Source organism: Flavobacterium sp. MDT1-60, from assembly GCF_014844035.1.
In the GTDB taxonomy this organism is placed as follows: Bacteria; Bacteroidota; Bacteroidia; order Flavobacteriales; family Flavobacteriaceae; genus Flavobacterium.
In genome coordinates, this window is sequence record NZ_CP062159.1 from 5,389,633 (window position 1) to 5,409,793 (window position 20,161).

The 20,161-nt window shown below is 33.4% G+C and carries 16 protein-coding genes; all 16 read right to left on the bottom strand.

From position 1 onward, the window contains the following. Positions 1–16: 16 nt before the first annotated feature. The 16 genes from IHE43_RS22655 to IHE43_RS22730 all read right to left on the bottom strand — a co-directional run bounded on the left by IHE43_RS22655 (position 17) and on the right by IHE43_RS22730 (position 19,937). Positions 17–316 carry a hypothetical protein gene (locus IHE43_RS22655; RefSeq protein ID WP_192185986.1) on the bottom strand — a complete coding sequence of 100 codons (300 nt, stop codon included), beginning with the start codon at positions 314–316 and terminating at the stop codon, positions 17–19. Next, positions 309–848, bottom strand: a complete 540-nt coding sequence (locus IHE43_RS22660) for a DUF420 domain-containing protein (protein ID WP_192185987.1) — start codon at positions 846–848, stop codon at positions 309–311. Before IHE43_RS22660 ends, IHE43_RS22655 begins: the two co-directional genes overlap by 8 nt. Before the next feature lies 1 nt (position 849). Further along, positions 850–1,539, bottom strand: a complete 690-nt coding sequence (locus IHE43_RS22665) for an SCO family protein (protein WP_192185988.1) — start codon at positions 1,537–1,539, stop codon at positions 850–852. 10 nt (positions 1,540–1,549) lie between these two features. Further along, a complete protein-coding gene (locus tag IHE43_RS22670; protein WP_192185989.1) occupies positions 1,550–2,206 on the bottom strand; it encodes a hypothetical protein in 657 nt (218 codons plus the stop codon). A gap of 78 nt (positions 2,207–2,284) precedes the next feature. After that, complete coding sequence (locus tag IHE43_RS22675; RefSeq protein WP_192185990.1) at positions 2,285–2,635, bottom strand: cytochrome C oxidase subunit IV family protein; 351 nt, start codon at positions 2,633–2,635, stop codon at positions 2,285–2,287. 18 nt (positions 2,636–2,653) lie between these two features. Next, positions 2,654–3,637 (bottom strand): cytochrome c oxidase subunit 3, encoded by a 984-nt coding sequence (locus IHE43_RS22680; protein ID WP_192185991.1) that lies wholly within the window; start codon positions 3,635–3,637, stop codon positions 2,654–2,656. A gap of 42 nt (positions 3,638–3,679) precedes the next feature. Further along, entirely contained in the window at positions 3,680–4,267 is a 588-nt protein-coding gene (locus IHE43_RS22685; RefSeq protein ID WP_192185992.1) for a cytochrome c oxidase subunit 3, read from the bottom strand. Positions 4,268–4,269: 2 nt separating this feature from the next. Then, on the bottom strand, positions 4,270–5,172 hold the full coding sequence (gene cyoE / locus IHE43_RS22690) for a heme o synthase (protein ID WP_192185993.1): 903 nt from the start codon (positions 5,170–5,172) through the stop codon (positions 4,270–4,272). Between the two features lie 156 nt (positions 5,173–5,328). Continuing rightward, positions 5,329–7,407, bottom strand: a complete 2,079-nt coding sequence (locus tag IHE43_RS22695) for an energy transducer TonB (protein ID WP_192185994.1) — start codon at positions 7,405–7,407, stop codon at positions 5,329–5,331. Positions 7,408–7,471: 64 nt separating this feature from the next. Further along, positions 7,472–8,215 carry a deoxyribose-phosphate aldolase gene (gene deoC, locus IHE43_RS22700; protein ID WP_192185995.1) on the bottom strand — a complete coding sequence of 248 codons (744 nt, stop codon included), beginning with the start codon at positions 8,213–8,215 and terminating at the stop codon, positions 7,472–7,474. 109 nt (positions 8,216–8,324) lie between these two features. Further along, a complete protein-coding gene (locus IHE43_RS22705; protein WP_192185996.1) occupies positions 8,325–8,717 on the bottom strand; it encodes a VanZ family protein in 393 nt (130 codons plus the stop codon). Beyond that, positions 8,710–9,090: a glycine cleavage system protein GcvH gene (gcvH, locus tag IHE43_RS22710; RefSeq protein ID WP_192185997.1), complete on the bottom strand. Its 381-nt coding sequence runs from the start codon at positions 9,088–9,090 to the stop codon at positions 8,710–8,712. Before gcvH ends, IHE43_RS22705 begins: the two co-directional genes overlap by 8 nt. 86 nt (positions 9,091–9,176) lie before the next feature. Then, positions 9,177–16,379: a cell surface protein SprA gene (gene sprA, locus IHE43_RS22715; RefSeq protein WP_192185998.1), complete on the bottom strand. Its 7,203-nt coding sequence runs from the start codon at positions 16,377–16,379 to the stop codon at positions 9,177–9,179. 24 nt (positions 16,380–16,403) lie between these two features. Next, on the bottom strand, positions 16,404–16,985 hold the full coding sequence (gene ruvA / locus IHE43_RS22720) for a Holliday junction branch migration protein RuvA (RefSeq protein WP_192185999.1): 582 nt from the start codon (positions 16,983–16,985) through the stop codon (positions 16,404–16,406). 76 nt (positions 16,986–17,061) lie between these two features. Continuing rightward, complete coding sequence (locus tag IHE43_RS22725; protein WP_192186000.1) at positions 17,062–19,353, bottom strand: NADP-dependent malic enzyme; 2,292 nt, start codon at positions 19,351–19,353, stop codon at positions 17,062–17,064. Positions 19,354–19,511: 158 nt separating this feature from the next. Further along, positions 19,512–19,937 carry a CBS domain-containing protein gene (locus IHE43_RS22730; RefSeq protein ID WP_192186001.1) on the bottom strand — a complete coding sequence of 142 codons (426 nt, stop codon included), beginning with the start codon at positions 19,935–19,937 and terminating at the stop codon, positions 19,512–19,514. Positions 19,938–20,161: the final 224 nt, after the last annotated feature.

Sequence of the window (20,161 nt, forward strand, 5' to 3'; positions counted from 1 at the left end):
AAAAGCAGTATAAAATTTATACTGCTTTTTTCTTTTTTGATTGGTACATTCTATAAATCAGAACACCAATAATTCCAACAAGTAAATACGGAATTACCATCAAATAAACGATACCATCATTTACTGCTTCAGCTTTTTTTGTATTAGAATCCCCCGCAAGCGCTGCACGACACATGGCGCATTGAGCATTAGCTGCAAGAGAAAAGAACATAGAGAAAAGAATATAGAAACATTTAGTTGAGATTAAATTTCCAACTCCGCTTCTATTTTTCAATCTATTTTCTTTATTCTTTATTCTGTTTTCTATTTTACGCATAATATGGAGAAATCATTAAGTAAACTACAACGCCTGTCACCGCAACATACAACCAAAGTGGAAAAGTTATTTTAGCTATTTTTCTGTGTCTGTCAAAACGTTGCGCTAAAGCTCTTACGTAAGTAATTAATACAAGAGGAATAATTGCAATAGACAATAAAATGTGAGTAATTAGAATAAAGAAATAAACATAACGTATTACACCTTCACCGCCGAATTTAGTAGAATCTGCAGTCATATGATACGCAACATACATCACCAAAAAGGCTACCGACAAAGCAATTGCTGAAGTCATTAATTGTTCATGAAGTTTACGCTTTCCATTTTTAATAGCCAAAACAGCCCATATTAAAACGATTGCTGTAATTCCGTTTATCGTAGCGTAAATTGGAGGTAAAAATGAAAGCGGTTCAACATTAATTCCGAAGTCTTTAAGTTTAACTCCAAATAATATAGCCACGACAACCGGAATTATAATTGATACAGCAACAATAAACTTGCTGTATTTTTTTTCTAATGAATGATCTTCCATTTTATTCTTCTAATAATATTTTAATGTCTTCCTGAATATCTCTAACTCCTTTTTTATCTAAACCGTCGTAATATAAAATTGGATTTCCAAATTCATCTTTTCTACAACGAATTTTTCCGTCTTTATCAATTAACGCAAATAAACCAGAATGCTCAAAACCACCATTTACCTTAGCATTTTCACCAGCATACAAATTAAACCCTTTGTTTGATAAATCCATGATGGTTGCCCTATCACCTGTTAAAAAATTCCAGTTCGATGATTTCGCTCCTAATAATTTTGCATGATCTTTTAAAACCTGTGGCGTATCATGAGCAGGATCGATTGTAATAGAAACAATTCCAAAGTTTGGATTTCCAAAAAAAGTTTTCTCAATTTCCAGCATACTTAAATTCATCTTTGGGCATATAGATGGGCAAGTTGTGAAGAAAAATTCCAACACATACACTTTTCCTTTATAAGTTTCATTTGATATTTTAGCGTTATCCTGATTTGTTAATTCAAACTTAGGAACCGGACCTATAGTCAGTAATTTAGCATCTGATTTTGAAGATTTCAAATCTACATTATCCAGGCGATTTCCTTTTACAACTTCGCCATTTTTTATCCTGTCAACAATTTTTGGCACTGCGTAAATTCCGAAGATTAAAATGATGAACGAAATTCCGATATATGATTTGTTTTTAAACATATTTTAAAGATTAAAGTTCTTTTGTGGCATTATGATTCTTTTTAAGAGCTGCCCGATATTCGTATAATATGATTTTAAAATCATCCAGCATCTCATTGCTTAACTCAGACGGATGAAAAGTATTATAACCTTCTTTGTACTCGTCTTTTTTATCTTTTGAAGCGCCTTTTCTCCCTCGTAAATTTCGCTCTTTATCTACTATATAAACATTTGATGTTCCAAGATTTTGATCTAATTTTCCTTTTAAGTGCAATTGATCGTAGAAGGTTTTAATTTCCTCAGGGGAAGCAAAAACAAAATGCCAGCCTGAAACATCAGTAAAGGCACCGAGAGACTCAACAATTTTTTGTGCATCATTTTCTGTTCCTAAAGGACAAACCACTACAAACTGCAAATCTTTAAAACCATTATAACGTTGGTAGATTTTTTCATTCAGATTGAAAAAGTTTCCTCTGTTTTTTAAAATTTCAGAACCAGAAAAACCAAGAATAGTTATCTTATTATTTAAGGTTACTTTTTCGCCTTTTAGTGATTTCCAATTACCAAGATCAGCAATTTTAGGAGTTATCGTTGGAAGTTTGGTAAAACTATTTACTCCTGAAGCAAAAAACAAATAAGCTACAATCGGCAGAACAAAAAGTACAAAGAGAACTATATTTTTTTTCATTTTATTAACGGAAGTTATTGAAGTACAAAAATAAAAAAAGCTCCATTAAACGGAGCTTCTTTTCGAATTAATATCATGTTAAAAATTCCATTTAATAGTAGAATCTTTAAAAACCCCATAAATATAATGCCCTTCTGTCAATAGAATAAACAATAAATATAAAACTAGGAAAATGACAGGCGATACAACAGACCATCTAAGGCTGCTTTTTTCACCCTCCATGTGCATAAATGCCCATACTATATAATAAGCTTTGAAAATTGTAAGGATATAGAAAATCCAGTTCAACAAATTCAAACCTACAAAATGATTAAATTCTAAAAACCCAGGTTTAACAATACCAAGAATAACTTCTACTGTAGTTACTACTGAAAGTAATGCAAAAACAAACCAGATTCTTCTTGTATTTGATACGTGTTCGTGTGACATAATAATTAAAATCTAAAATTAAACTAAGTAGAAAACTGTAAATACAAATACCCAAACTAAATCGACAAAGTGCCAGTATAAACCAACTTTCTCTACCATTTCGTAGCTTCTTCTTTTCTCGTAAGTTCCCAATAATACATTAAAGAAAATAATGATATTGATGATAACTCCAGAAAATACGTGGAATCCGTGGAATCCTGTAATGAAGAAGAAGAAATCAGCAAATAATTTACTTCCGTATTCGTTTCTGGTTAAGTTAGCTCCTTCTACTACATATTTTGCAGTACTTAGACGAGACTCAGATTCTGCTCTTGTCAATACTGTTTTCTTCTTTTTATCAGTAAGCTGCTCAGTTCTTATCAATAATTCAGGATGTGCTTTAAAACCAGCCTGTACTTCAGCAACTGAATAAGTAGGTTGTGTTTCTGCATCTTCTACAAACCACATCCCTTCTGCTCTTGTAAGCGCTTGTCTCTGTTCCGGTAATTTTACAGCAAACTTTTCAAGAGCTACTCTGTTTCCTTGTGCATCAACAAACTGCAATAAACTTCCACCTGCTGTTTCTACTGCACCATATTCTCCTTTAATGAAGTTCTTCCATTCCCAGGCTTGAGAACCAACGAAGATCAAACCTCCAATAATAGTTAAGAACATATAAATAGCAACCTTTGTCTTTTTCAATTGGTGACCTGCATCAACGGCCAAAACCATTGTTACAGATGAGAAAATCAAAATAAAAGTCATTAAGGCTACATAATACATAGGAGCCGAAACGCCATGCATAAATGGGAAGTGAGTAAACACTTCATCAGCCAAAGGCCATGTTTCAATAAATTTAAATCTTGAAAAACCATAAGCAGCAAGGAATCCAGAGAATGTCAGGGCATCTGATACGATAAAAAACCACATCATCATTTTACCATAACTTGCTCCTAATGGCTGAATGTCTCCGCCTCCCCAAGTTTTTTCGTCGTTATTTGCAGTAGTAACTGTCGCTTCCATAAAAGATATTCGTTAAAAAGTTCCCAAATTTACGTTTTTTTCTTATTTAAAGAAATATAAAAATAAAAATAAATATACCCATAATAAATCCAAAAAGTGCCAATACATCGCACCTAGTTCTATACCAAGAGTTTGAGTCGAATTGTATTTTTGTTTAAAATGATTATAAATTATAATTAAAAGTGAAATTAGCCCACCAGCCAAGTGTAATAAGTGTGTAACCGTTACTACATAAAGGAAAGTTGTAGTAATTGAACTACCTTCTCCCGTAAAATAATAACCACTTTCTACGATTTGTCCGAAACCAACAAATTGCAAAATCACAAATAAAACGCCTAACGCTAATGTTCCTAAAAGCAATGCCGTTGTTGCACTTCTGTTATCTTTTTGAATGGCTTTTTTCGCCAAATAAAAAGTAACACTACAACCAATAATAACTACTGTACTGTAATAAAATGCCGTTGGCAATTCAAAATTCTTCAACCAGTCAGCTCTTGATTTACTTACCACAAATGCACTTGTAAGTCCGGCAAACATCATGGTCATACTTACCATGGCGAATAACAAAATCAGTTTAGCCGATTTTGATTTCTTTAATTGTTCCTCGCCTGTTGTCATTGTCATTTCCATAACTATCTTAAAAATTTATCTACTATATATACTATTTGAAGCAACGATATATACGAAACACTTACCAGCATTAATGTTCTCGCTGCTTTTGCAGTTCTTAATTGATACAGCTTTACAGCATAAAGCAACATCCACAATCCTAATAAAAAAACTATAACTGCAGCAATCGGACTAATAAACAACTGTCCTGTGTAACCTAAAACAGGCAACAACGAAGCTATTATCAACCAAACTGTATATAAAATAACCTGTAACGCAGTGCCTTTATCCTTTTTACCTGTTGGAAGCATGAAGATTCCCGCTTTTTCATAGTCTTCATACAAAAACCATCCAATAGCCCAAAAATGAGGAAACTGCCAGAAAAACTGAATCAAAAACAAGGTTCCGGCTTCGATACCGAATTCTCCTGTAGCTGCTACCCAGCCCAACATAAATGGAATTGCACCCGGAAAAGCACCAACAAAAACCGATAACGAAGTTACCGTTTTTAATGGCGTATAAATACTTGTGTATAAAAATATTGAAATCGCAGCAAACATTGCCGACTTTGCATTTATTGAATATAATAAGCCAATACCTAAAATAGTCAATAAACCTGCAACAAACAAAGCCATATTTGGAGACATTCTTCCAGATGGAACAGGGCGATTTTTAGTACGATCCATTAATGAATCGATATCTTTTTCAATCACCTGATTAAAAGCATTTGATGCTCCAACCATACAATATCCACCAATTGACAAAATCGCCAAAACACTCCATTTAAAAGGATGTTCATCATTTACACCCAACAAATATCCCGCAATTGAAGAAAACAAAACACTAATAGCTAATCCTGCTTTAGTTATTTCTTTGAAATCCTGAAATATTGATTTTAATGAAAATGTATTTTTTGTAGTATTCAAACCGTTATTGTTTGTATGTTTTTTTTGAGTGGTGCAAATGTACAAATTAGATTGTACAATTCCTGACTATAAATTTAGATTTTTTTCAATAAAACCTTTATAAAATAAGGACTTGCAAATCTTTAACACAATTATTTCGAAAAATCTTATTAAATACTAGTAGTCAAAATACCAATTAAAGACATCAGTACGCAATCCGATTGTAAACCAGGTTGTACTTTGTTTGAATGTGGTGGCTGTTTCTTGTGTCGGATCAAAATTTCTATAAATAAAACTACCAAATAATTTAAGGTTTGTCATTGGATTTATCAAATATCCTCCTTGAATGTCAGCAATAAAAACACTTGTTTTATTCCCCTGCCCCACTTCAACTCCCTTATCGTAAGGTCGTTTTTCATCGTAGCTTTTATAAATATTACTCCCATAATTATAGCTGTCCTGAGCGGTATCAAAATCAAGACCTCTGGTGCCAATTGTAAATTTAGCATCACCGAAATAACGCCCTTTATGATATCGGCCAATTACTAAAAGTTCATTAAAATTCCCTCCCCATTGGTGCCCAATACTTTGATTATTATGACCATAATTTGTTATAACAGCACTATGCGAATATACGTAAGGACGTACATGATTGTATTCTAATTGCACTAATAAATCTTTTACTTTAAAAGCATTGAAGTATTTTGCTCCTAATTGGTAGCCAAACTTGTTTTTCCAACTTTGCTCTCCTGCCGCCATATCTCCAACCGAAAATTCATCCAGCAAAAACTGACCGTATAAATTAACATTATTATTCCATTTATATTTAGCAGTAAATCCTAAAAGCGCATTACCACTTTTAGAAGACGATGCAAACTCAACAGTACGATAAAAGATAATTGGGTTTACAAAATTAACATCAAAACCTCTATTATTACTATCGGTCCAAACTACAGATTCAAAAAAACCTAAATTTAATTTATTTGAAACATTCCAGCTTAAATAATGATTTGCCATGAATTTTGATGCGTATGTTTTCTCAACAGTAACGTCAGGACGAACGTCTTTTAACCACATATAGGTGTTCGTATATTTTATTTTCCAAAAAGTCGTGTTGATTTTAAAATAAGGATATGGACTTGCTCCATCACTTTCTAATAATGAACGATAACCATCTCCAATAAAATTCCTCCCGTAACCTAATTGTAAATCAAAAAATTTACTTGGTACATAGGTAATATTAGCTTCCGCTAAAGGAAAATCGTATGCATCTGTTTTAAATCTTTTTGCAATACCAACTCCGGGAATAATTGCCGGGTTTCCTCCTGAAGGTTTTAATGTTTCGGCATAATCATTAAAATAACCTGCAAACCTTCCCTGACTTTCAAAAACCGTGGTTGTAAAATTAATCTGTTTTCCTAAACCACCTCTGAAATTTAAGGCCCTTGTATTCACATAGGTATAGGAGGCATCTAGATCTGATGCTTTACCCATTTGCAAATCGACTACAGGATTTAAAGTCAACCAATAATCCTCACCCTGAATCTGAACCAAATTTTCGTTCCACCATTTTCTTCCTAACCAGGTTGAAACCTTTTTTTGAAGCGACTCGTTAACTGTTTTCAAATTATAATATTTTGAAACCTCAGCATAAGTATACGGTTTTGATGCGGTGTGGTTATTGCTTCCAACCTGATTCATGGCACCATCGAATTGTGCATAATAACTATGAGAAAACGGAATATTTAAATGACTTTCGAACTCAGGATTATTGTATTTTTTATACACTATACTATCAAGTTCTGTCATTGGCTTTTCGACTGGTTTTAAAATTTCCGCAGCTTCCAGCGCTTCAGAAGCAATTTGTTCTGCGCTTTTTAGCGGAATACCAATTGAAATTGTATATTTTGAATAAGTTGGTTTTCCATTATAAGTTGATGGTTTAATCTGGGGAAATTGACCAAAAACCCTTTTTGCTTCTTCAGACAATGCATCATTTGCAGCATTTACATAAATCACCTTAAAGACACCGGTAGCATCAACTTCAAAAAGTACTTTTACTTCACCTTTGTAATTGGTTTGTTTTAAATTTTCAGGAACCTGAAAATTCTGAAACACGAAATCCTGAACTTCCTTGTAAAAACAATTTTCCAGTTTTTTAGATTCTAAATTTTCGCAATTTGGAAAAACAGGAAACTGTTCTGTTGTAAAACCGGGCTTTACAGAAGAATTATTAGTCTCTTGCGAAAAAAACAAATAAAGTAGCTAGTGTAAAAATAAAGGTTAAAAAAATCTTATTCACGTAAATTTTGGTTTTCATTTAATATTCATTTGGGGCATTTTCACCATTTGCAATTTCTATTGCTGCTGAAGTTCCAATTCGTTTAACACCTAAACGAATCATTTCGATTGCATCTTTATAAGATCTTACTCCACCAGCTGCTTTTACAGGCAAAGGTGATGCATTTTCCAGCATCATTATAATAGAAGGGATTGTTGCTCCGTTTGGCAAATCATTTTCAGTTTTATAAAACCCTGTTGATGACTTTACAAAAACAGAGGCATAATCATCTTCTTTAAAATTTGATATAACAACATTTTTTATCAACGCAGAGAGTTGGATAATTTCTTTATCGCTTAAAGCAGCAACTTCAATTATCCATTTTACTGTTTTATTGTGGGCCAATCCAATTTGTGTACCTATTATAATTTCTTCTTTTACTAAGGGAATTTCACCATTTTTAAAAGCTTCATAATTACAAACAAAATCTAAATCGTCCGCCCCATCTTCTATTGCCTGATTCGCTTCTTTAATTTTATCTTCAATTGACGATTTACCTTCGGGAAAATCTATAACGGTACCAACAAGTAAATTTGAATTGGCTTTTAAAATCATTTCTTTAGCTAAAACAACATGCTCAGGCCTTATCATAATTAGTTTAAAACCTTCAATAATTGCGTCATTAATCGCCTTTTTAATAACGTCGCTATTTTGCTCTTCCGAAAGTCCGGCCTGAGAAGCAGTTTTCAAATAGGTTGAATCTAAATATTGTTTAATATTCATGATCTTGATGTTACATCGAATTTCGACAAAAATACATTTAAAATTCGTAAAAAAACATTACTTAGTAAGCTTGATTTTTTGACAACAAAAAACCCACCGAAGTGGGTAATTATATTCCTATTATTTTATCTATTTGTTTCCTAAAAGCTATAGCACAAAAAACAGCGGTGGTTGCACCAATTGTATTTGCTAAAACATCAGTTACATCAGGCGTTCTGGTTGTCGTTAATACACCTTGCAAAACTTCGATTGTAATTCCAAAAAAAACTGAAAATATAAACGAAATAAGATAGGCTTTATAATCGTTAGCCTGTTTTCCTTTTAGTTCTTTTTTAAAAAACAAAATCCAGGAAACCGTAAATCCGAAATGAAAACAAAAATGAACAATTTTATCAGCGCTTGGAAAATTTATTGCCGGAATATTACTTGAATTTGTCAAACAAAAATAAGTAATGATACCTGAACAAATAATTGCCCAAATTAAAAGAAGTTGTTTAGGCACCTATAAGTTGTTTATAAGCTTCATCAGATAATAAAGAATCTATTTCTGATGCATCAGCAATCTTAATTTTAATCATCCATCCGGCTCCGTAAGGATCAGAATTTACTGTTTCCGGTGCACTTTCTAAACTTTCATTAAAAGCAATAATTTCTCCTGTTAAAGGTAAAAACAAATCAGAAACTGTTTTTACAGCTTCAACTGTACCGAAAACCTCATCTTTATCAAGTGTTTGATCTAAAGTTTCTACTTCAACATATACGATATCTCCTAACTCTTTTTGAGCAAAATGAGTAATTCCTACAGTTGCAACATCTCCTTCGATGCTAACCCATTCGTGATCTTTTGTGTACTTTAAATTTGCTGGTATGCTCATAATAATATGTTTGAAATTGATAATTGAATTTTGAAGCCACAAATGTAACAATCTTCTAATTAAATCCCGTTTAGAAAACGAAAAAATTAATTTCCGAAGTTATATCGAAGTGTAAAACCTGATCGAATATTAGTTAACGGAAATGACGTTGATATTACAGCTTTTGAGAACGAATGATCGTAATAAAATATTGCAGTCAGGTTTTTACTAAATGCGTAATCAGCCGTTAGTTTCAGTGACCAAATATTTTGTCCTGCTGCTAATTGGTTGTTATCATAATCTAAATAACGAACCATAGTTTCATTATTTCTATAAGAGAAATCAGCTTTTATATTGATATCACTTTTTATAATTCCGGTTGGGTTGTCTGCCAGTCTTGAAGAGAAAATAACATCTTTAAAACGATATCCTAAACCTACTACATATTCCAAACCTTTAACTTCTGTCAATAAATTATTATCAAAACTCATTGACAACGCTCTGTCCTTTTTAATTTCAGTCAATACTCTTAAAGAGCTTTTCAATTCAAAATCCATACGGATAAGTGGACTAAACTGCTCTACCAAATTGACATTAGACATAATGGTTTGGTTATAGAAATTGGTATTTACATCCTGTCCACCTGGTTTTTCATTATAATCAAAATTAGATCTAAACTGATTTATAGTATAGGATGCCCTGTAATTATGTTGTAATGAAAAACGTCTAAATTTATCTTTAAAAAATTTATATCGCATTAAACCATTATATTTTACACTCCAGTTTGGAATCGGAAAACTTCTAAAAATATCTGTTGAAGTACTCGAAGCATTTCCTCCGGAATAGGCCGCTAAAAATGAAGGCAAAAGAACAGCCTGATTACTTTTTGTAAAACCTATTGGATATCCTTGGTTAGCCACATAAATTGCATACTTCGGATCTGTTTCTGCCGGAATTGGATTATTTGAATCTCCATATCTCGGGATTGCAGCTCCTGAACCATAATGTTCTTCGGCAAGACGATTCGCAATAATCAAACGGTTACTTCTAAATTCATCAAATGCAGCAGACTCAATTTCATTACTAGTCGAAAAAGATGTTTTTATCAATACAGTCGAAATAGAAAACATCCCATAAGTGTAAGGCGACAAAGGCAAATATTCTCCGTTTACAACGCTGTATTGTTCTGATGAATTTTCAGAATAAGCACGATCCATTGCTAAATCAATCTTTAAATCAGGGAACAAATCAATATTGGCTGTTATTTTTAAAAGCTTATTAGTTACTTGCGTAAAGTTCTGATTGAAATTATCATAATTGGTCAACCAGCCATTTTTAGCTGCTTCATAACGTACGTCATCCTGACTTCCAAATACGAATCCTAATGATGGTTTTGCTGTTCCGAAGAAACCAACACCAGGTGTATAACCCGGCAACACGGTACCGCTGTTTTTAGTATAATTTACCTGAATATTTTTTACACTCGTTAAAACGCCAATCATACCGTCATAAAACGGACTACTCTTAGTTACTGGTTTCGCTGTATTAACAATTTTCTCTCCCGGTTTTGGCGGTGCTGTTGGTTTAGGTTTTGCAGCAGATTTTGCACCTGGTGTTAAACCTAAATACTTGTACAACAAATTCATATTAAGAGTAGTTGTCAGCGTGTTTGAATTCGCATTTTGAATTGTATTCCCTAAATCAAACATATTACCATCCGGATCAACATATTGAGACAATGCGGTTGAAGATCGTTGCCAGCTATAATCAGCTGTATAGGAATAACTCGCCTTTACAAAACTTAAAAGCGGAATTTTATTAATAGGAATATCGTAGTTCAACACTAATTGCTGTAAGTGTTGATTTGGCGTTCCTACATCCCAATAACTATCCCAGATATTAAAATCTTCTTTTGGAGAATTATCTTCATTCAAATAATTTTTCACAATATTATTTGAAGCAGCGTTATAATTTATTTTTAATGATTTTGTCAGGTTATAACCAAAACCATACTGATAATTAAAGGCAAAATTTCGCCTGTAAAGCGGGTCAAGACCAATTCCTTGTGCCTCCACATCTCTATATTGCTGGCGATTACTTTGTCTTAAAACATTGGTATTAAAAGTTATATTGGACGGTAAATAATTAAAATTGAAATCACTTAACATCTTCCAGTATTCACTTTTCTTCATGAACTTCGTATTCTTAAAAGGAACTACTTCTTTTGGCTGAAAGGTGTAAGCATAATTCACAGCTGTATTTGACTGTTCGTCTTCGTAATCTTCAACCTCGTAATCATGGCGTTCTACCTGATTGTAGGATTGCGAGAACGTCAGATTTTCTACATCATAAACATGTGGTTTCTGTTCTGGTGCACGATCTTTTCTTACTCCAATAAAATTGATACTTTTTCTCTTTGTATAATCTACAGCACGAGTTCTGATATTGTCTTTTTCATCCGGATCAGTTGTTTCTTTTAGCAACTGGTCTAGCTTTATATCCTGATTAAAAGGATCATACTCCGGTGTAATTACTTCTTCTCCAATCGCGTAATTAAAAGGTAAATTTATCCCCCATCGTTGAGGCAATAATTTTCCTAAATTTAGATTTGTTACAATATTATACTGCTGAATATCTTCACGATCTCTTTCATTGGCTCCCTGTTCCAAAGATCCAAAACCAATGGTACTTTTTCTTCCAACCGCAGAAACTGTTGCAAAATCAGCCATATTGGTATCAACATTTAATATAGCAGCCATACCGCCTTTGTTATCCAAATCTGACATGCGAAGTTCATTAAACCAAACCTCTCCTGTGATATCCTTATGATCTGCTCTACTTTTTACACCTACCATTAAATTCCTTACCAAACCAAAATTAGGATTTCCCTTAATTCCTAATTTTAATCTGCCATCGCCATCACCTCCGTTTAAACTCAAATCGTCATCCGGGTAATAAACCCCATTTATATCTCTTAATGTAGAATTAATATCGATACTCATCGCCTTAATTTTCATTTTGGTAAGTAGTTCCATTGCCAAATCAATGTCATTATCTTCAAGCCACACCTGATCGGGGCTTATTGAACATGAGCCTCCTGTTCTGGTCACTTTTAAAGGAATTTCGACCTGATAATAGTTCTGCGTAAAATCATTTCCAAAACGAATGAATCCAACCATTTCATCATCTAGTAATGTGTTTCCGTTAGGTAATTGTTCAGTATGCAGGAACATTTTAAGTTTTTTGTATTGACGCATGTCAACACTAACATTCTTAAATACGGCTCTGGAATCCTGATATTGCAAACCTGTCCCTCCAATTCTCAATGCCAATGATTGCTCATTTTGATTGATAATTGTATTATTATTATATAGTTGTTCTCTCTGAACTCCTGGCGGGATAACATAATTCACAGGACATTTTGTACTGTTTTCCTGAATATTAACAGCTGCGACATCAAATTCAGTACCGTCATCATCAGGGTTTGTATCATTAGCATCAAGTGTTCCTGTATATCTTCTCCACTCACCTCTTACTAAATCCAATGCTCCAAAACGCACGGTCATCTGATTATTAAAACCAGTCATAAACATACGCATGAAACGAATAGATCTAAAATCTGTAATATTCCCAATTGTATTCTGAGGCTGAGAAACCGGAATTTTAAACTGAATCCATCTTGCATTAGTTGTTCCGCCATTTGGTAATTCAACATTCGTAACCTCACGAATATCTGTAATGTAATTTTGTCCTACCTGCATTCCCGGTCTTACATCAATACTATATTCATAATAAGCATTAATTGTACTCATTGTATTGTCACGATTGATATCCTCCACATCTGGTAATGTCGTTGCTCCACGATTAGGATCATCAATACTTACGGCTGAGTTTCCTTCAACTCCATTATATTTTTTATAACGATCTAAAACTCCTCCATCTGTATTTAAATAATAAGTGTAATTATCTGCTGCAGGATCTTCTTCTCCTGCATAATTATTGTAAACACTTGCTTCTTTTGAATTTGGAAGACCGTCTAAACCAACATCCTGATTTTGGCGGTTGTTTGCATTAGTATCAAATGCATAAATTAAGGATTGAGATGCAGGAACATCTCCCCAAATTGGTTGTGGATTTACCACTACCTGATCAGGTCCCAATCCGTTTTCATATTGTTTTCTTCCGTCTTTTAAAACATCTTCAGAGATTTCTCCTAAATTGAAATAAATTTTTCCGGTGTTATTTGGTTGTGCTTCTCCATTTCCAACATAAGGATCAAGAACCCAAAACTGGATGTACTCTACATTTCCCTGCTCAAAATTAGTAGAATTTAAAGAACGCATAATTCCTCCAAAATTTGAAGCTGCAGGACCTGCGGCGAAAGTTGGATTATTATTATAAGGTCCACGCTCAGTAGGGAAATAGGTTAAATCTAATGTATTAATAACCTGTATCTGTCCCTGAGCAATATCCGTGTTTGGATATAACTCTCTGCTATAAATTCTTCTTGTCGTATTTAAAGACAAATCGTCATTTGAAATTCCGGATGGTTTTGAAGAATAAAAAATAGGATCAATAGTGTACCATGCTAATTTTGAACGTTTATATCCGTATTCTAATGTATTCGAATTAGCATTAAAAGTATTATCGTTTATAGAATTTAAATAAGGTGTTGATGCCAGACTCCAGGCATATGCAGATCGCATATCAATTGTCGATTGCGAACCTTCAAAATCATCCACATAAATAGTCGCTTCTCCTTCAAAATCACTTGCTTTTGGAGCATCAGGTTTTAAGAATGCAACTTCACCTCTAATTGAAAGATTCGAAGGAACATCTGTATCTATATTGGGTAGTTTATTAACTAATCTGGTAAAGAAGGGAACTTCTGTCGCATAATTTCCATTAAAACCAAAAATTGTATTGTTTACAGATTCCTGACCATAACTTGATTTTTGTGTAAAAGGTCGTTCGGTCATTTTAAGATAAGTTCCTCCAACAACAAAGTTATCTGAAATCTTATGCTCAACATTGAACCCCATAAATCTTCGGGTTTGTTGCCCGAAAATAGAATTATTTTCTAACGAAACCTCGATTGGGGTATTGGATGCCTGAAGAGAAGGATCAAGAATCTGAACTCTTCCTAACTGATAATCGACACTATAATCGATTCCTTCTACCAGTCTTCTTCCGGCCGCCATAACCACAACAGAACCTTGCGGCACATTAAATGCCCCAATCGGAATACCATTGCTTCCTGATGATTTATATTTTCCTCTTAATAAGAATTTGTTTTTGTCACTATCCTGTAAAGCCCCTGATTGTGTGTTGCGATACATATTTCTAAACACATATTTTTGCTGATTCGCATTGTATGTATTTGGATCATTATAGTTTTCGCCAGAACCTGAATTTTGTAATTTTTGGAATAACAATTCCCCAAAAGGCTCTTTGGTAGTAAAAATAATTCGACCATTTTGAACATCAACCGTTATACCCGGAAGATAATCAAAGAAACCATCTCCACCGGTTTGCGGATCATTGTTATAATTTAATCGATCCAGATTAAACACATTTAATAATGGTGTTTGATCTACTTTGTTATCTGGTGTTGGATTTGCCGGAAAACTTGATCCCTGAACAGGCGTAATATAATTTATTGGAGAAGGATCCGTATAGAGAATATTTAATCTGAAATCATCTTGTTTTATCTGATACGCTTGTGGAATTTGATACACGTTTTTCATCATCAAATTCCAAACCGGATTTTGAACGTTGGTCAAATTGCTTTTCAGCATTTTTAAAACCAAGCTTTGAGAAATAATAGCCTGATTCGAATTGTTATTTCCTGTAACAACAGTTGCATCAACACCATCACTACCAAATTCTCCTACCTGATAAATTTTACCTCCAACGGTATATTCAAAAGCAACTGCTAAAATTTCATCATTTGCCAAACGTTGTTGCAAAGAAATATATCCTAATTGTGGATTAAAAGTAAATTCATTCGTAGTTAATTTTCTGGCATTCTCTAATATAGAATAATCAGTTCCTTCGCTAACATTGGTATTATTAAATCCTGATTTTGCCGTTACAATTTCTCTAATATTGGAGTTCAAATAAGAACCAGCCTGACCAATGGTCTCCGGATCGTATTTATTATTATTGTTATCTGTTGGAGAATCGATTTGATTATTAAAAAATCCTGCTGACGAACTAATAACAACCACTTCATTATCTGGAATTCCAGTAATTTGTCCTTCACCTAAATCCTGAAGTGCAATAATGTTTCTTAAATTATTACTGGTTGTACTGACACGGTTTTGTTTATTGGTAACCCAAACTTCTATTCGGGTGATCTGCACACGGCTATCAATAAATGGATATCCTTTTAAGGAAGCATCATATTTGTTTCTAAAATATTGAGATAAGAAAAAGTGTCTGTCATTATCATAATCCAAAGCATACAAATCAAAGTTTTGAACGGTACCACCTCCTTCGGCTACAATACTCTTTGTTTGCGATTTTTGTTCTGAAAAAACACCGGTAACAGTAGTTTTTCCAAATTGCAATTGTGTCTTAACACCAAACAAACTTTGTGCGCCACGAATTAAAGTACTATTCAGCGGCATACTAACATTTCCGACTTCTACTTTTTGAATAATATCATCTTCTGATGGAGTATAGGCTAATTTAAATAGGTTTTGAAATGCAAATGTTGACTGAGTATCATAATTCGCATTTACTTCAAGACGCGTTCCCACCTTCCCCATCAAACTCATACTAATTCGCTGATCAAAGTCGAATGTTAGACTTGATCTGTTTCTTGGTGAAAATGAAGGATTGTCTTGTTTCGTATAACGAATTCCTAAATCCATTTCGACAGAACCTGTGGGTTTTACGTCGATAGTATTACTACCAAAAACACTTTCAAAAAGACTTGAATTGATATAGTAGCGGGGCAACAAATCTTTTTTGGCTGCTTCGCTTCCTGTTTTTTTACCGTCGATAGCGTCCATTTTTTTTCTGAAATAATCTCTTCTGGATTCTTTCAAAACTAAATCTTCGTATTCTTTAGGTGTTAAAATAATTGGATAGTCAATTGAAAAACCGTCGACAGAATTGGTATAAATATATCGGTCCGTAACCGGATCGTATTTATAAGCGGATAAAATACTTGGTGGGTTTTTAAGCTCTACTTTACCTACAGAAAACTGCGTTTTAGTTGTATCCTGAACTGACTGATTTACCTGCGCACGCAAAAAGTTACCGCAAAATAAAAACAGTACTAAAATACAAATTTTACGCATATAATTAATTGGTCTTAATTGGATTTATAGACTTTTTAAGGCTTTTTTGATGATGGTTTCAACGGTTGCTTCAGGGTCTTCTTTTACGATCTTTTCGACAACTTTTTCTGAAGTTTTTCGAATAAACCCTAAAACTTCCAAAGCAGATAACGCTTCATCTCGATTTGTATTGTTTTGAACTACCGAAACTTCATCTAAATCGTATAACTTTAACACTTTTTCTTTTAAATCAAGTATAACCCGCTGAGCGGTTTTATTTCCAATCCCTTTAATTGACTGAATAATACCAACATCTCCGGAAGCAATTGCATTTATTATTTGTCTGGGCTCAATCGAAGATAACATTGTTCTCGCAATATTAGCACCTATACCTGAAACAGATAATAGCATTCTAAATATTTCGCGTTCTGATTTTTCAACAAAACCAAATAATGTATGCGCATCTTCTTTGATTTGAAGATGCGTATACAATTTTATAAAATCAGCATTGGGAATTAATGAAAAGGTGTGTAAAGAAATATTTACATGATATCCCACTCCACCACAATCAATTACAACCTCTGTGGGATTTTTTTCAACTAACTTCCCCTGCAAATGTGCTATCATAATATAATTTATAGTATCAAATATAATAAAAATGCAATAAAAATAAGACAATATTATTTGATCCTTATTAAATCGACTATTTAGCTAATTTATTTTTTTTATTCTCTTTTTCCTGAGCATCAATAACTGCAATTGCAGCCATATTAACCATTTCTTCAACACTTGCTCCTAATTGAAAAATGTGAACCGGTTTACCCATTCCCATCATAATTGGACCAATTGAATTTACTTTATATAATTCTTTCAATAATTTATAAGTAATATTAGCCGATTCTAAGTTAGGGAAAATTAATGTATTTACTTTTTTACCTGCTAATTTAGAAAACGGAAATTTTTCGGCAAGCATTTCCTGATTCAAAGCAAAATCTGCCTGGATTTCTCCGTCAACAATCAAGTCCGGATGATTTTTATGCAGATAAGCCACCGCTTCTCTAACTTTTGAAGCACTCTGACTTGTTGAAGATCCAAAATTAGAATACGAAACCATTGCTATAACTGGTTCAACTCCAAACATTTTTGCAGTTTTTGCAGTCATAATTGCAATATTAACTAAATCTTCAGAAGATGGATTTATATTAATTGCGGTATCTGACAGGAACATTGGTCCACGAGAAGTCAACATCATATTTGCGGTTGCAACTAATGAAGCTCCGTGTGCTTTTTCAATTAACTGTAACATTGGTTTTACAACACTTGGATAACTTCTTGTATGCCCCGTTACCAATGCATCTGCTTCACCTTCATTAACCATCATGGCAGCAAAATAATTTCTTTCGCGCATGAATTTTTGGGAATCCAGTAAAGAAACACCTCTTCGTTCTCTTGTCTCCCAATATGATTTTGCAAACCTATTTCTTCTTGCTTCTTCGTCGTTCGTTTTAGGATCTATGATTTCAAGTTCAGCATCAAAACCTAATTCTGCCTTAAGTTCTAAGATAACTTCTTTATTTCCTAATAAAATAGGGAAACCAATTCCGTCTTCGTGAACAATTTGTGCCGCTTTTAAAACGTTTAATTGATCTGCTTCTGCAAAAACAATTCGTTTTGGATCCATTTTAGCACGGTTTGTCATTAAACGAACCATCTTATTATCGTTCCCCATACGTTCGCGAAGCACATCTTCATATGCCGCCCAATCCGTAATAGGATTTTTTGCAACTCCGGATTCCATTGCTGCTTTTGCGACAGCTGGAGCTACAATTGTAATTAATCTTGGATCAAATGGTTTAGGAATAATATAATCCTGACCAAAACCTAATTTCGTCGCACCATATGCCACATTAACCTGCTCCGGAACTGGTTCTTTGGCCAAAATTGCCAATGCTTTTACAGCAGCCATTTTCATCGCTTCGTTAATTTTTGTCGCTCTGACATCTAGTGCTCCTCTAAAAATATATGGGAAACCTAAAACGTTATTTACCTGATTAGGAAAATCTGAACGGCCTGTAGCCATAATAACATCTTTTCGTGTTTCTACCGCTAAATTATAATCGATTTCCGGATTTGGATTTGCCATTGCAAAAACAATCGGATTATCTTTCATTGTCAATAACATTTCAGGCGACAAAATACCTCCTGAAGACAATCCTATGAAAACATCAGCGCCTTTTACAGCTTCTGCCAGCTCAATTTTAGGACCATCGACGGCATACTTTAATTGCAATTCTGATAGTGCAGGATTATCTTTTGTTAAAAGTCCTTTACTATTAAACATTTGTATATTTTCGACTTTTACGCCTAACAAAACATATAAATCAGTACAGGCTATTGCAGCCGAACCTGCACCTGAAACTACTACTTTTACATCTTCTGCTTTTTTTCCTGCTAATTCAAGTGCATTGATTAATGCTGCCGAAGAGATAATTGCTGTACCGTGCTGATCGTCATGCATTACCGGAATATCTAATTCTTCAACCAGTCTTCTTTCGATTTCAAAAGATTCCGGTGCTTTAATATCTTCCAGGTTTATACCTCCAAAAGTTGGAGCAATATTTTTTACTGTCTGAATAAATTCTTCAACATTTTCTGTATTAACTTCAATATCAAAAACGTCAATATCAGAGAATATCTTAAAGAGTAATCCTTTTCCCTCCATTACTGGCTTGGAGGCTTCCGGACCAATATTTCCTAAACCTAAAACGGCTGTACCGTTTGAGATAACAGCAACTAAATTTCCTTTTGCTGTATATTTATAAACGTCTTCTACGTTTGCTGCAATTTCTAAACATGGCTCCGCAACACCTGGGGAATAGGCCAAAGATAAATCTCTTTGGGTCGCGTATTTTTTTGTTGGAACTACCTGAATTTTTCCTGGAGTTGGTTCTGAATGGTACAGTAACGCTTCTCTTCTTTTACTCTCTTTGTTCATTATTTTTAGCTTTTATTCTAGCTTACAAAGATATAAGTCTTGTTTTAAAATGGCGTCTTTTTACAGCTTTCTTTTCTTAAAATAACATTTTTGAAAGATCAAAAAAAATAGTCCAATACAATTTGGACTATTTAATAAATTTTATTTTTAAACTTTAATTACTGTGAAATATAAGAGTTTAAATGATTAATTGTGTCCTTTTGAATTTCTATAATTGCTTTTACAACATCGCTAATTGAGATAATCCCCACCACAATTCCCTCTTCTAAAACTGGTAAATGTCTGATTCTTTTTGTGCTCATCAGTTCCATACAATCTTCAATATTATTTGAAAGATTTACGGAAAAAACGTTACTTTCCATAATTTCATGAACATAAGTCTCTTTTGAAGATTTATCTTTTAAAACAATTTTTCGGGCATAATCTCTTTCAGACAGTATCCCTTTTAAGTCGGTTCCATCAATTACAAGAATGGCCCCTATGTTTTTTTCTCCCATTACTTTCAGTGCTTCATACACGGTTGTTGTTGAACGTACGGAATAAACATTTTTCCCTTTTGCGTTTAGTATTTGATTTACAGTCATATCTGAAAAATTTTAGGACTATAAAGTTAAAAAAAAATGCAGATAAAAAACAATTTTTAAAAGTTAACACATTCATTTTAAACATAATAAATGAAATTATATATTTTCAGATTTTTATCACAAATAAAAGGATGATTTTGAATGTTTTTTTGTGAAAAATACATCATATTTGATTTTCAACACTTTATCAAATTAAAAAACCTTCTCTAAATCGTAAAGAAGGT

Bases quoted from the DNA above. Each gene is read 5' to 3' on its own strand.
- IHE43_RS22665 (WP_192185988.1), bottom strand. From the start codon at position 1,539: ATGTTTAAAAACAAATCATATATCGGAATTTCGTTCATCATTTTAATC.
- IHE43_RS22730 (WP_192186001.1), bottom strand. From the start codon at position 19,937: ATGACTGTAAATCAAATACTAAACGCAAAAGGGAAAAATGTTTATTCC.
- IHE43_RS22675 (WP_192185990.1), bottom strand. From the start codon at position 2,635: ATGTCACACGAACACGTATCAAATACAAGAAGAATCTGGTTTGTTTTT.
- deoC (WP_192185995.1), bottom strand. From the start codon at position 8,215: ATGAATATTAAACAATATTTAGATTCAACCTATTTGAAAACTGCTTCT.
- IHE43_RS22685 (WP_192185992.1), bottom strand. From the start codon at position 4,267: ATGGAAATGACAATGACAACAGGCGAGGAACAATTAAAGAAATCAAAA.
- gcvH (WP_192185997.1), bottom strand. From the start codon at position 9,090: ATGAGCATACCAGCAAATTTAAAGTACACAAAAGATCACGAATGGGTT.
- ruvA (WP_192185999.1), bottom strand. From the start codon at position 16,985: ATGATAGCACATTTGCAGGGGAAGTTAGTTGAAAAAAATCCCACAGAG.
- IHE43_RS22655 (WP_192185986.1), bottom strand. From the start codon at position 316: ATGCGTAAAATAGAAAACAGAATAAAGAATAAAGAAAATAGATTGAAA.
- IHE43_RS22670 (WP_192185989.1), bottom strand. From the start codon at position 2,206: ATGAAAAAAAATATAGTTCTCTTTGTACTTTTTGTTCTGCCGATTGTA.
- IHE43_RS22680 (WP_192185991.1), bottom strand. From the start codon at position 3,637: ATGGAAGCGACAGTTACTACTGCAAATAACGACGAAAAAACTTGGGGA.
- IHE43_RS22725 (WP_192186000.1), bottom strand. From the start codon at position 19,353: ATGAACAAAGAGAGTAAAAGAAGAGAAGCGTTACTGTACCATTCAGAA.
- IHE43_RS22660 (WP_192185987.1), bottom strand. From the start codon at position 848: ATGGAAGATCATTCATTAGAAAAAAAATACAGCAAGTTTATTGTTGCT.
- sprA (WP_192185998.1), bottom strand. From the start codon at position 16,379: ATGCGTAAAATTTGTATTTTAGTACTGTTTTTATTTTGCGGTAACTTT.